At 68.3% G+C, this 13,151-nt stretch carries 11 protein-coding genes; 7 read left to right on the top strand and 4 right to left on the bottom strand.

What is annotated here, in order from left to right; all coding sequences use genetic code 11:
* Both ABNT58_RS02315 and ABNT58_RS02310 read left to right on the top strand, forming a co-directional pair.
* The coding region (locus ABNT58_RS02315; protein WP_348751900.1) for a type II toxin-antitoxin system ParD family antitoxin at positions 1-292 on the top strand (292 nt) is incomplete at its 5' end.
* The gene (locus ABNT58_RS02310) at positions 289-651 is read left to right on the top strand and encodes a type II toxin-antitoxin system RelE/ParE family toxin (protein ID WP_348751899.1); all 363 of its coding nucleotides are present in this window, start codon (positions 289-291) and stop codon (positions 649-651) included. The genes ABNT58_RS02315 and ABNT58_RS02310, both read left to right, overlap by 4 nt.
* A gap of 40 nt (positions 652-691) precedes the next feature.
* On the opposite strand, the gene ABNT58_RS02305 is transcribed toward ABNT58_RS02310, so the two are convergent.
* Complete coding sequence (locus ABNT58_RS02305) at positions 692-1,624, bottom strand: AraC family transcriptional regulator (protein WP_348751898.1); 933 nt, start codon at positions 1,622-1,624, stop codon at positions 692-694.
* A gap of 192 nt (positions 1,625-1,816) precedes the next feature.
* Between ABNT58_RS02305 and ABNT58_RS02300 the strand changes: the two genes are divergently transcribed.
* Complete coding sequence (locus ABNT58_RS02300; RefSeq protein WP_348751897.1) at positions 1,817-3,601, top strand: tannase/feruloyl esterase family alpha/beta hydrolase; 1,785 nt, start codon at positions 1,817-1,819, stop codon at positions 3,599-3,601.
* A 75-nt stretch (positions 3,602-3,676) separates the two neighbouring features.
* On the top strand, positions 3,677-5,608 hold the full coding sequence (locus ABNT58_RS02295; RefSeq protein ID WP_348751896.1) for a hypothetical protein: 1,932 nt from the start codon (positions 3,677-3,679) through the stop codon (positions 5,606-5,608).
* Here ABNT58_RS02295 and ABNT58_RS02290 read toward each other — a convergent pair whose 3' ends face one another.
* Both ABNT58_RS02290 and katG read right to left on the bottom strand, forming a co-directional pair.
* On the bottom strand, positions 5,609-5,875 hold the full coding sequence (locus ABNT58_RS02290) for a DUF3253 domain-containing protein (RefSeq protein WP_348751895.1): 267 nt from the start codon (positions 5,873-5,875) through the stop codon (positions 5,609-5,611). It lies immediately after the preceding gene.
* Positions 5,876-5,885: 10 nt separating this feature from the next.
* Entirely contained in the window at positions 5,886-8,081 is a 2,196-nt protein-coding gene (katG, locus tag ABNT58_RS02285; protein ID WP_348751901.1) for a catalase/peroxidase HPI, read from the bottom strand.
* Between the two features lie 225 nt (positions 8,082-8,306).
* On the opposite strand from katG, the gene ABNT58_RS02280 reads away from it, so the two are divergent.
* The 3 genes from ABNT58_RS02280 to ABNT58_RS02270 all read left to right on the top strand — a co-directional run bounded on the left by ABNT58_RS02280 (position 8,307) and on the right by ABNT58_RS02270 (position 11,901).
* Positions 8,307-9,110: a transporter substrate-binding domain-containing protein gene (locus ABNT58_RS02280; protein ID WP_348751894.1), complete on the top strand. Its 804-nt coding sequence runs from the start codon at positions 8,307-8,309 to the stop codon at positions 9,108-9,110.
* 4 nt (positions 9,111-9,114) lie between these two features.
* The gene (locus tag ABNT58_RS02275; protein WP_348751893.1) at positions 9,115-9,768 is read left to right on the top strand and encodes an amino acid ABC transporter permease; all 654 of its coding nucleotides are present in this window, start codon (positions 9,115-9,117) and stop codon (positions 9,766-9,768) included.
* Positions 9,769-9,873: 105 nt separating this feature from the next.
* Positions 9,874-11,901 carry a secretin N-terminal domain-containing protein gene (locus ABNT58_RS02270; protein WP_348751892.1) on the top strand — a complete coding sequence of 676 codons (2,028 nt, stop codon included), beginning with the start codon at positions 9,874-9,876 and terminating at the stop codon, positions 11,899-11,901.
* A 17-nt stretch (positions 11,902-11,918) separates the two neighbouring features.
* Here the strand turns inward: ABNT58_RS02270 and ABNT58_RS02265 are convergent.
* On the bottom strand, positions 11,919-13,151 hold a 1,233-nt coding region (locus ABNT58_RS02265; RefSeq protein ID WP_348751891.1), incomplete at its 5' end, for a methyl-accepting chemotaxis protein.

Raw genomic sequence — 13,151 nt, 5'->3', positions numbered from 1 at the left:
GCCCACACGCAACGTGGTTTTGAGCGATCACCAGCATGCGCTGGTGGAGGGTCTGGTGCAGTCGGGTCGGTACCAGAACGCCAGCGAGGTGCTCCGCGAGGGTCTACGGCTCATCGAAGACCGTGAGCGCGTTGAGGAGGCCAAGCTGGTCGCTCTGAAGCAGGCGGCCCGCAAAGGCTGGGCAGACCTGTCGGCTGGCCGCTTCGCGGATGTGGAAGACGGGCAGCTCGAGGACTTCATCGGGCAGCTGGGTCGCCAGGCTGCGGCCAAAGGCAGTACCTCGGGGGCATGACGCGCTATCGCTTGTCCGCCGCGGCCCAGGCGGACATCGAGCAGATCCTTGCATGGACCCATGAGCACGTCGGCGAGCCCGCGCGGCTGCGTTACCAGCGCCTCATCATTGCTGCCCTTCGAGATCTGTCGAACGATCCGCAGCGGTTGGGCAGCGTCGAGCGACCTGAACTGGGTCGAGGCGTGCGGACGTGGCACCTGCGCCTGAGTCGCGATCATGTGGACCCGTCGTCGCAGCGGGTGCGACGACCCAGGCACTTTCTCGTGTATCGGGTGGAGCCCGACTTGCTGGTGGTGGGTCGCGTCTTGCATGACGTGATGGCGTTTGAACGCCATCTTCCGCCGGGCGCACGCTGGTAGTAGCGTCCAGCTCGCTGATCTGCAAGCTCCCCCCAGCCCATCACCCCGTCCGCCACCTTCCCGGCGTCACCCCCATCACCCGCCGGAAAGCCTGGGTGAAGTGCGATTGGCTGGCAAAGCCCAGCTGGTCGGCCAGCTGGGCAAGGGGGGTGCGGGGGTCGGCGCGCAGCAGCTGGCAGGCGCGCTGGATGCGCCGCGCGGTCACGTAGGCGTGGGGCGATCGGTCGAAGCTGCGCTTGAAGGCCCGCGCGAAGTGCGCGGCGCTGAGGCCGGCCAGCAGGGCCAGGTCGTCCACCGACAGGTCGCTGGCCAGGTGCGCGTCGATGTACTCGCGCAGCGTGCTGCATTGGGCCGGCGACAGCCGAGCCTGCGCGCGTTCAGGCGGGCCGGTGCGCGCGCCGTGTTCGCTGGTCAGCCAGCCCAGCAGCGCCAGCGACAGGCCTTGAGCATACAGCCGGCCATGCGGGCCGCCCTGGCTGGCTTCGTCCCACAGCTGCAGCACCAGGTCGGTCACGCGCGCATCGAACAGCTCATGCCGCGTGGGCAGTGCCAGCACCGCGCCATCGCCCTGCAGCAGCGCGCCCACATGGGCAGCCGGCAACTGCAGCGCCACCACCTCGCCGCGCTGGCCTTGCCAGCGCGCTTCGTCCACGCAAAAGCCCGCGCCGTACAGCTCGAACATGCCGGGTGAGGCATCCAGGTCGAGCGCCCGGCGGCCGGTGGTGTAGCAGCGTTTGCCGCGGCCCGAGCGGGCCACCGCCAGCGACGGATGGCACATCTGCATCTGGGCCACCACCGCATCGCCGGGCAGCAGGTGCAGCGTCATCGGCAGGCCGGTCCAGGCGGGCGGCGCCGACAGCAGGGGCAGCATCACCTGGTCAGCGTCGGTGCCGCTCACGCCCACGCAGCTGCCCCACGCGGTGGCGCGTCGGGTGCCGGCCGAGGGCGCTGGAAGCAGATCGGGCGAGGCCATGTCGCATGCAGTTTATTGCTTGATTGCGTGCGCCATCAGCGCGGGCAAACCCCGACGGACAAGCGCAGGGCGGTGACAAACCAGCGCAGGTTCCTGGTAGACCTGGGCGTCCTGCGTTTCTATCGTCGCTCCACTTGCCCAGCCGTTGGGTGGCGCAAGTGCACTTTAGTGCTACATCATGAGGAGACAAGGATGACGAACCCGATGCAAGGCCGGCGCCTGGCCGCCGGTCTGGGCCTGGCGGCCACCGTGCTGCTGGCCGCTTGCGGCAGCAACGACGACGACCGCGCCGCACTGGCCTGCGACAGCAGCCTGGCCACCGCCTTCCAGCCCGACGCGCAGACCTCGGTGGTCGCGGTCAAGGCATTCAGCAAGGGTGATGCATTGCTGCTCAGCGGCAGTGCCAGCGCCAACACGCCCACCGCGGCGGCCGACGTCTGCATGGTCAAGCTCAACGTGGGGCCGGGCAACCCGGGGCCGGCCGGTGCGCCGTCCACGTCGGCCGGCATCGGCATCGAGGTATGGCTGCCTGCCAAGGCGGCCTGGAACAACCGCATCCATGCGCTGGGCGGTGGCGGCTGGCAAGGCGGCCCGGCCGGATCGGCCACGGCCATCGCCAGCACCGCGGCGGCTGCGGTGGCGGGCGTGGAAGGTGCGGTGTCTTCCACCACCGACACCGGGCATGCGGTGGCCGGCACCGGCGCCTTCGCGATGAACCCGGACGGCAGCATCAACCAGACGCTGTGGACCGACTTCGCCACCCGCGCCATCCATGAACAGGCGGTCAAGACCAAGGCGCTGGCTGCGGCCTACTATGGCCGCCCGGCACGCTGGGCCTATTGGGAAGGCGGCTCCACCGGTGGCCGCCAGGGCCTGAACCTGGCGCTCAACCACCCTGAGCACTACGACGGCATGGTGGCCAACTACCCGGCCATCCACTGGACCCGTTTCATCACCAGCGAGCTGTACCCGCAGATCGTCTACCAGCGCGACCTGGGCGGCGCGCCGCTGAGCAAGGCGCAGGTGGACCTGGTGTCCAACGCCGCCATCAACGCCTGCGACACGGTGGGCGGCACGCACCTGGGCTACCTGATCGACCCCGCGGCCTGCCGCTACAACCCTGTTCAGGACAGCGCCGTGCTGTGCGCGGCCGATGGCGGCAGCAACACCACCGCGGCCTGCGTGAGCCAGCTGCAGGCGCAGGCGCTCAACAAGATCTGGTACGGCATGACCAGCGACGGCAGCGTGCCCGACCCGGCCACCGACAACGGCTGGCAGCAGGTCACCGCCAGCACCTTGATGGGCAACGGGCTGCAACGCTGGACCGGCCTGACCCGCGGCACCAACCTGGGCCTGCTGGCCGGCGCGCAGACCGAGTTCACCATCGCCTCCGACGTGGTGGCGCTGGAACTGCAGGACCCGACGCTGGCGGGCACCAGCTTCCTCAATGCCAAGGCCAATGGCCAGGCGGGCTGGAAGCAGCTGAGCTATGCGCAGCTGAACAATGCCTATGAACGCGGCCTGGCGCTGCAAAGCCAATTTGCCAACATCAACACCGACAACCCGGACCTCAGCGCTTACAAGAACCGCGGCGGCAAGATCATCACCTGGCATGGCCTGGCCGACGAGCTGATCGCACCGCAAGGCACGATCAACTACTACCACCGCGTGGCCGCCGCCATGGGCGGCATGGCCAACGCGCAATCGTTCTTCCGGCTCTACCTGGTGCCCGGCCAGGGCCACGGCAGCCCCAACGGCACGTCCAACCCCGCCGCCATCATCCCGGCCGTGGCCCCCGGCCAGATGTACGGCCTGCTGACCGACTGGGTGGAAAAGGGCACCGCCCCCGACCAGGTGATGCTGACCACCACCACCAGCGCCGGCACCACCCGCTCGATGCCGGTGTGCGTGTATCCCAAGAAGATCAGCTACCAGGGTGGGGATGTGGGGGTGGGTACGAGCTATGGGTGCAGTTGAGGCGTCGACCTTCGTCTGATGTGTGGATGTCAAGCCAGAGTCGGGGCGCTACAAGCCCAAGACCTGGTTTGACCCATGCAGGAGGTCGTCATTAGGGTTCGTCGTCGCCAGCGCTCGCGCAGCCATTGGGTGGTCATGGCAGCCACTTCGTCAGCCGTGGTGGCCGTCACGGGCTGCAGCATGATGAATCCCTACGACCACGTCAGCCTGGTGCCACCCCCCGCTTCGCCGGACGCAGCGCCGGCGCGGTTCCGGCTTGCAGGCGGTGCGGACGAGGGCCTGCGGGTGGCCGAGTCGATGCGGCAAATCTACTTCAACAACCTGAAGTACACGTCCTACCTGCGCAACGGCACGGCCGTGCTGGCAGGCACGCTCACGGGCTGGACGATCTACAACGCGACCAAACCTGACGGCGCCGGCAGTGGCGCCTCTGAAGCCAACACACGCCGCAGCGTGCGGCTGGGTGCGACGCTGGCGACGCTTTATGGGCTCCGCGAAGTGTTCGTCAACCCTGAGCAGGACGCCGCCTATGTGGCGGGCTATCAGGCGTTGACCTGCCTGATGCTGCAGTCTTCGCCCTTGCTGATGACGCAGTTCGATCCGAAGAGCGGTACTGGCGGGCAGTCCAGCCAGCCACCGGCTCCCACAGGTGCCGCCTACACGCCGGCAGTGCGTGTGCGCACCGACGACATCGGCGATGCCGACTGGCTGGAGGCCTCACTCAACCGGTTGGAGCAGACCATCTTTCGCGTGCACAAGCGTGTGGCGCAGGATGCATTGCGTGCCGATGCCTTTGCGGAAGGCGATGCCGACATCGAGAAGAAGCAGGCCTACCTGCACGACCAGATCAAGGCCACCCGCAAGGCCTTGTCGTATGCCCGCACGTCATTGGCGGAGGGGCGGGCGCTGCTGTACTCGGTGGACCATGTGGGCGCTGAGCTGACCAAGCGTGTGGGATTGGTGGTGTCGGCCGTCAACGGTCAGGTGCAATCCACTCAACGCGATGTGGCCGGTGCGGTGGATGCGTTGACCAAGGCCGATGACCTGCTAGGCACGGTGAGAGGGCTGGGCGGTGGCACCGAAGCCGATCAGGCCGATATCGCGACAGCGTCCGCGCAAAGCGCTGCCGAGTTCTGGCTTTGGCCTGCGTCGATGCCGTCGATCCGCTTGGCCGGTCCCATGAGCACCGCGGTGGATGTGCTGCTGGCCCAGGCACCGGCCGCCCAGGCGGGTACGCCATCCGTCGTGAAGAAGAAGCCGGCCGGAACGGGGCCGGTGAAGTCCAGCGCGTTGCCGGCCGCGGTCGGGGCAGACGCCGCCACGGCTGATGAGTTGCAAGCCATCCGGGATGCGTTGGATGCCGCGCTCAAGGCCATGGCGGAACGAAAGGCGAAGGCGGATCAAGCTGAACTTCTGAAGAAGAAGCAGGAAGAGATCGACCGGCTGCAGGCCACGATGAAGAAGATGCAGACGCAGGCGCTTTGGGAACAGGCGGCCTGCAGCAGCAAGGACGGGATCGGATGCGCCTCGTCCCTGGCTGCCGAGACCGAAGCGCTTTTCGCGGACCGCCGACCGGTGGCGCAGGCTTTGCTCAACTTCCGTCGAGCCGTCCGACAGGTCGGCGATACGCCGGAGTGCAATGAGCTGGCTGCGCTGAGGGTGACGCCCAGCGAGCCTTTTTATACCCGCCCGGGGGACACGGTGTCGTTCTTCGTCAGCCAGCGCGACAAGGGGAATCCGTCGGCGTTCATGAACGGGCCGACGGACGAAATGTCGGGCATCAAGTTCAAGTTCAACGGCGTCGAAGGCTCGACGGCAGGCTTGTTCCGCGCAGATCTGATCGTAGGCCCGGAGATGAAGCGCCAGCAGGTGCGTGTCGTCTTCACCAATTCGAAGGGCACTGCAAGGCGGGAGGTGGTGCTGCTGGCCGGCGGTGCCGCCTCCGCACCTGCTCCGACAGCTTCAGCCGCTTCGGCACCGTCTGCAGGAGATGCAAAAGCCAAGTGATCAGGGGGAGTTGCGGCCCAACCTCACCGCACCCCCCTCCTTCAACACATCCACATCCACCCCACCACGCGTCACGCGCAGCCGCCCGGCGTTGGCCAGGCCCTGTGCCACGCGGCGCACATCGGGCATCAGCGCGCGCCAGCCGGCTTCGTCGGCCACCAGCGCGCGGGCCACTTCGGAGGGGCAGATGGTCTTGCCCGGCTGACGGGCGGCCAGCAGGCGGAAGATCGTCTCTTCGATCTGCGGGTCGGCCGTCATGCCGTTCATGGCGCGGTCGTCAGGCCGCGCTGCGGCCCTGCACGTCGAAGCGGTCCAGGTTCATCACCTTGGTCCAGGCCTGCACGAAGTCGCGCAGGAAGTGGGCTTCACCGTCGGCCGCCGCATACACCTCGGCCAGGGCGCGCAGCTGCGCGTTGCTGCCGAAGATCAGGTCGGCCAGCGTGGCCGTCCAGCGGCGTTCGCCGGTCTTGCGGTCGGTGCCTTCGAACAGGTTCTTCTGGCCTTCCACAGGCTTCCAGGCCGTGCGCATGTCCAGCAGGTGGCGGAAGAAGTCGGGGCTCAGCGTGCCCGGGCGGGTGGTCAGCACGCCGTGCGCCGTGTTGCCGCTGTTGGCGCCCAGGGCGCGCAGGCCGCCCACCAGCGCGGTCATCTCGGGCGCGGTCAGCATCAGCAGGTTGGCCTTGTCGATGATGGCGTTGGCCACCTGGGCCGGCGCGCGCTGGCCGATGTAGTTGCGAAAGCCGTCCACCGCCGGCTCCAGCACCTGGAACGAGTTCACATCGGTCTGTTCCAGCGTGGCGTCAGTCCGGCCGGGGGTGAAGGGCACCTGCACCGTGTGGCCGGCCTTCTGCGCCGCTGCTTCGATGGCGGCGCCACCGGCCAGCACGATCAGGTCGGCCAGCGACACCTGCTTGCCACCAGTGGCCTGGCCGTTGAACTCGGCCTGGATGGCTTCCAGCTTGGCGATGACCTGGGCCAGCTCGGCCGGGTCGTTGGCTTCCCAGTCCTTCTGCGGCGCCAGGCGCACGCGGGCACCGTTGGCACCGCCGCGCAGGTCGCTGCCGCGGAAGGTGCTCGCACTGGCCCAGGCGGCCTTCACCAGTTGTGCCGTCGTCAGGCCGCTGGCCATGATGCGCTGCTTGAGCTGCGCCACGTCGGCGGCATCTACCAGCGGGTGGGTGGCGGCGGGCAGCGGGTCTTGCCACAGCAGTTCTTCTTGCGGCACCAGCGGGCCCAGGTAGCGCAGCTTGGGTCCCATGTCGCGGTGGGTGAGCTTGAACCACGCGCGAGCGAAGGCGTCGGCAAACTTCTGCGGGTTGGCCAGGTACTCGCGGGCGATCTTCTCGTAGGCCGGGTCGAAGCGCAGCGCCAGGTCGGCGGTGGTCATCATCGGCTGGTGCAGTTGGCCGGGGATGTGGGCATCGGGCACGTTGCGGCCGGCGTCGCCCACGGGCTTCCACTGGTGGGCACCGGCGGGGCTCTTGGTCAGCTCCCACTCGAAGCCGAACAGGGTTTCCAGGTAGCTCATGTCCCACTGCGTGGGCGTGGCCGTCCAGGCGCCTTCCAGGCCGCTGGTGATGGCATGGGCACCGATGCCGGACTCGTAGGCGCTCTTCCAGCCCAGGCCCAGCTCTTCGATGTTGGCGCCTTCGGGCTCCGCGCCCACGTGGTGGGCCGGACCGGCGCCGTGGCACTTGCCGAAGGTGTGGCCGCCGGCCACCAGGGCCACGGTCTCGGCGTCGTCCATCGCCATGCGGGCGAAGGTCTCGCGGATGTCGCGGGCCGAGGCCACCGGGTCGGGCTTGCCGTTGGGGCCTTCGGGGTTGACGTAGATCAGGCCCATCTGCACCGCGGCCAGCGGGTTGGCCAGCTCGCGTTCGCCGCTGTAGCGCTCGTCGCCCAGCCAGGTGGATTCCGGGCCCCAGTCGATGGGCAGCGGTTCCCAGATGTCTTCACGGCCGCCACCGAAGCCGAAGGTCTTGAAGCCCATCGACTCCAGCGCCACGTTGCCGGCCAGGATCATCAGGTCGGCCCAGGAGAGCTGGCGGCCGTACTTCTGCTTGATGGGCCACAGCAGGCGGCGGGCCTTGTCCAGGTTGCCGTTGTCGGGCCAGCTGTTCAGCGGCGCAAAGCGCTGCTCGCCCGAGCGGGCGCCGCCGCGGCCGTCAAAGATGCGGTAGGTGCCGGCCGAGTGCCAGGCCATGCGGATGAAGAAGGGGCCGTAGTGGCCGTAGTCGGCCGGCCACCAGTCCTGCGAATCGGTCATCAACGCATGCAGGTCGGCAATCACCGCGTTCAGGTCCAGCTTCTGGAATTCCTGGCGGTAGTCGAAGTCTTCCAGCATGGGGTCGCCCAGTTTGCTGTGCTGGTGCAGCACGCCCAGGTTCAGCTGGTCGGGCCACCAATGGGCGTTGGTGCGGGTCTGCCTGGGCTTGCTGGTGCCGTGGGTGCCGTGGGCCACGGGGCACTTCATCTCGGTGTCTGCGCTCATGGGGTGCTTCTCCTTGCGGGGCGGTGTCGATGGCCGCAAGGTTACGTTCGAGCAGGGCCCCCGCGTCATTGGCCGTTTGGATGATGGCGATAGCCCTCCTTGTGGTCAGCCGCGCTTGCCTTCGTGCGCCCGCTGCGGCAGACCCTGTGCGCCAGCGGCTGGCGCAGCGGTGGCAACATGGCCGCTTTCGACTCACGAAGAACAACCATGCTCAACCGTCGTTCACATCTGCTTGCCGGCGCCGCGCTGGCCTTCACCCTGGCGGCCGGTGCCGCCCTTGCCGCCACCGATCTGCTGGACGAGGTCAAGCAGCGCGGCACGCTGCGCGTGGCGGTGGAGGGCACCTACCCGCCCTTCAACTTCCGAGATGCGCAGGGCCAGCTCACCGGGTTCGACGTCGAGATCGCCACCGCCATCGCGGGCAAGCTGGGCGTCAAGCCGGTGTTCACCACCACCGAGTGGAGCGGCATCCTGGCCGGGCTGCAGGCGGGCAAGTACGACGTCATCGTCAACCAGGTGGCGGCCACCGACGCGCGCCGCCAGACCTTCGACTTCAGCGGCCCCTACGTCAGCTCGTCGGCGCAGCTGATCGTGCGCGCCAACGAGACGCGGCCGATGGCCACGCTGGCCGACCTCAAGGGCAAGCGCATCGGCGTGGGGCAGGGCAGCAACTATGCCGACCTGGCCCGCGGCATCGAAGGCGCCGAGGTCAAGGTGTACCCCGGCGCGCCCGAGTACCTGCAGGACCTGGCCACCGGCCGCATCGACGCGGCGCTGAACGACAGCCTGCTGATCCCGTACCTGACGCAGACCAGCAAGCTGCCGCTGAAGGCCGGTGCGCCCATCGGCCCCAGCACCAGCAACGCCATCCCGTTCCGCAAGGGCAACCCCAAGTTCCAGGCAGCGATCGATCAGGCGCTGGCCGACCTGAAGGCCAACGGCAGCTTCGAGAAGATCTCGACCAAATGGTTCGCGCGTGACGTGAGCAAGCCGCTGACGGCCGCGAAGTAAGGCCATGGAGCTGTTGCCGCTGCTTCAGCTGGCCGCGCCGGTGATGCTGCGCGCCACGGGCTATACGCTGTTCTTCGCCGTCTCGGCCATGGTGCTCGGGCTGGCCCTGGGCACGCTGGTGGCGCTGCTGCGGGTGCTGCGCGTGCCGGTGCTGGCCCAGCTGGCGCGGTTGTACGTCAGCATCTTCCGCGGCACGCCGCTGCTGGTGCAGGTGTTCATCGTGTACTACGGGCTGCCCAGCATCGGCATCGAGTTCTCGCCGGTCACCGCGGGCATCCTGGCGCTCACGCTCAATGTGGCGGCCTACCTGAGCGAAAGCCTGCGCGGCGCGGTCAGCGGCATCGGCCAGGGCCAGTGGCTGGCCGGCACCAGCCTGGGCCTGACGCATGTGCAAACCCTGCGCTACGTGGTGGCGCCGCAGGCACTGCGCACCGCGGTGCCCAGTCTCAGCAACTCGTTGATCAGCCTGATCAAGGACACCTCGCTGGTGTCGGTGATCGCGGTGACCGAGCTCATGCTGGCCACCAAGGAGCTGATCTCCACCACCTTCCAGCCGTTTCCGCTGTACCTGGCGGCGGCGGGCGTGTACTGGGTGTTGAGCCTGCTGTTCGAGCAGGTGCAGCGGGTGCTGGAAAAGCGATTGGCGTTTCCGGGCTGAGCGCAGCCCGCCCGGGGCTTGTTGCTGCGGGCTTACCTGTGCCACAAGACCGGTTGACACAGGTCTTGCAGCATCGGGGCTTGCTACGTTGCCCTTGCGCCTTTCGTGAATCTCTCCGTCGACCCACGGCCCTGGCGGTCGTGTCTGCTGGCCGCCTGCGCGCTGGCCTTGGCCACGGCCCATGCCGCCGCTGCTCCACCGGCCCATGGGATCTCCAGTGCCCGGGGGCCGGCCAGCACCACGCTGAACTTTCCCGACATCGAAGTCGAAGCCGCCGCCCGCGTGATCGCCGACCTGTTGAACCGCCCGGTGCTGGTGGACCCGCGGGTCAAGGGCAAGCTCACGCTGTACACCGAGCAGCCGGTCACCCCGGCGCAGGCGATGGCTGTGTTCGTCACCGGCCTGCGTGGGCTCAACCTGGCGATGATCGAGTCGAACGGGCTGCTGAAGATCCTGCCCGAGGCCGATGCCAAGCTGCAGAGCAGCACGTTGCGGGTGGACGCTGCCAGCGCGCGGGCGGGTGATCCAGTGCAGACGCAGGTGTTCAAGCTGGTTCATGAAAACGGGGCGAACCTGGTGCCGGTGCTGCGGCCCCTGATCGCGGCCAACAACACCATCAACCACATCGCCGGCACCAATGCGCTGGTGATCACCGACTACGCCAGCAACCTGCAGCGGCTGGGCCAGCTCATCAGCGCGCTCGACCAGCCTGGCGCCACCGACGTGGAGGTGATCCGCCTGCAGCATGTGCTGGCCACCGAGGTGGCGCCGCTGGTGCAGCGCTTCGTCGACGACGCGGGTGGCGCCAGCGCGCAGGCCGCGGGCGGCACGGCACCGGCAGGCTTGCGCACCAGCGGCAGCGGCCCCGGCATCGTGGCCGACAGCCGCATCAATGCGCTGCTGGTGCGGGCGCCCCATCCGGCGCGGCTGGCCGCCATCCGCGCGCTGGTGGCGCGGCTGGACCAGCCCGGCAGCAGCGGCCTGGCTGGCAGCAACGTGCACGTGATCTACCTGCAGCACACCGAGGCCACACGCCTGGCCACGGTGCTGCGGGCGGCGTTTCCGGCCGATGCCGGCACGGCCGGTGGTGGCTCATCGTCGTCTGCATCGCCGCAAGGCAGCGGCGGCGGTGTGGGCGGTGGCACGCCCGGTGTGTCGGCCGCGAGCGGCTCGTCCGGCAGCAGTGCGGACAACAGCAGCGGTGCCAACAGCAAGGCTTCGACGGCGGCCACCACCGGTGCAGCGGCGCCGGTGACGGGCGGCCACATCCAGGCCGACCCGGCCAGCAACTCGCTCATCGTCACCGCGCCGGAGCCCTTGTTCAGGCAGCTGCGGGCGGTGGTCGACCAGCTGGACACGCGCCGCGCGCAGCTCTATGTCGAGTCGCTGGTGGTGGAAGTGGACGCCAGCAAGGCGCTGGACGTGGGCCTGCAGTGGAAGCAGATCTTCAACATCAGCGCCACCACCACCGACCTGACGCTGGGCACGGTGGCGCAGGCCCTGCAGTCGATGTCGGGCACCAACATCCTGTCCACCGCCAACCTGGTGACGCTGGACAACGAAGAGGCCAAGATCGTCGTCGGCCAGAACGTGCCCTTCGTCACCGGCTCGTACACCTCCACCAGCAGCAGCAGCCCGTTCCAGACCATCGAGCGCAAGGACGTGGGGCTGACGCTGCGCATCCGGCCGCAGATCGGCCCCAACGGCGCCATCCGGCTGAGCATCCTGCAGGAGTCGTCGTCGGTGGCCAGCACCACCACGCCGGGCACCACCAATGCCGGCCCCACCACCAACAAGCGGGCCATCGAGTCCACCGTGATGGTCAACGACGGCAAGATCATCGTGCTGGGCGGCCTGATCGAAGACGGCTACACCACGCAGGCCGATCAATGGCCGGTGCTGGGTGAGATACCGGTGCTGGGCGCCTTCTTCCGCACGCTCAGCAGGACACGGTCAAAGACCAACCTGATGGTGTTCCTGCGCCCGGTGGTGATGCCCGACGAGGAGGGCAGCAGCCGGCTGTCGCTGGACCGCTACGACTACATGCGCAGCCGCCAGCAGGCCCTGCCTGCCGACGCCCACCAAGTGCTGCCCGGTGGCGAGATGCCGCTGGCGCCCAACCCGACGAACTGAGGCACCGAGCCCGCTGCTCAGACCTGGAAGGCCGCCACCGCCTGCACCAGCTGGCGCGACTGCTCGCGCAGGCTGTCGGCCGCGGCGGTGCCTTCTTCCACCAGCGACGAGTTCTGCTGCGTGGCCTGGTCGATCTGGCCGATGGCCAGGCCCACCTGCTGCACACCCGCGCTTTGCTCGGCGGTGGCGGCGCTGATCTCGGTCACCACCGAGTTCACGCCGCGAATGGCCTGCACGATCTCCTGCATGCGCTGGCCGGCGTCGTCCACCAGCCGGCCGCCGCGGTCCACCTGCTCCACGCTGCCGGTGATCAACGCCTTGATCTCACGCGCCGCTTCGGCGCTGCGCTGGGCCAGCGTGCGCACCTCGCTGGCCACCACGGCAAAGCCCCGGCCCTGCTCGCCGGCGCGGGCGGCTTCCACCGCGGCATTCAGCGCCAGCAGGTTGGTCTGGAAGGCGATGCCGTCGATCACGCCGATGATGTCGGCAATCTTGCGCGAGCTGTCGGTGATGCCTTCCATGGTCTGCACCACCTGGCCGACCACGCTGCCGCCCTGGATCGCCACTTCCGATGCTGATTCAGCCAGCTGGTTGGCCTGGCGCGCGTTGTCGGCATTCTGCTTGACGGTGGCGGTCAGTTCTTCCATGGCCGAGGCGGTTTCCTCGATGGAGCCGGCCTGTTGCTCGGTGCGGCTCGACAGGTCGAGGTTGCCGCTGGCGATTTCCTGGCTGGCAGTGGCGATGGTGTCGGCCGAGGTCTTGATGTTGGCGATGGTACTCAGCAGCGAATCGCGCATGCTGCGTACTGCGTAAAGCAGGCTGCTCTGGTCGCCCGGTGCGGTTTCGATGTTGGGGGTGAGGTCGCCTTGGGCGATGCGGTTGGCGACCTCGGCCGCCTTGGCCGGATCGCCGCCGATGGTGCGCAGGATGCCGCGGTTGATCACGATCACCAGCGCTACCAGGGCCGCCGCCACCACGGCAAAGAGGATGGCCATCTGCGTCAGGGTGCGCAGGAAGGCGGCGTTGATGTCATCCATGTACGCGCCGGTGGTCAGGTTCCAGTCCCAGGGCTGATAGGCGATCACGAAGGAGGTCTTGGGCAACGGTTCGGCCGCCCCGACCTTGGGCCACAGGTAATTGACGAAGCTGCCGCCGGGCTGGCTGCCGGCCTTGGTGATCTCGACGAACAGGTTCTTGCCGGCCGGATCCTTGAAGTTGGTCAGGTCCTTGCCGTCCAGTTCGGTCTTGAT

It is taken from the genome of uncultured Aquincola sp. (assembly GCF_964001545.1).
Classification (GTDB): domain Bacteria; phylum Pseudomonadota; class Gammaproteobacteria; order Burkholderiales; family Burkholderiaceae_C; genus Aquincola.
Note: the sequence above shows the minus strand (reverse complement) of the source record. Positions and strands in the feature narration are given on the sequence as shown.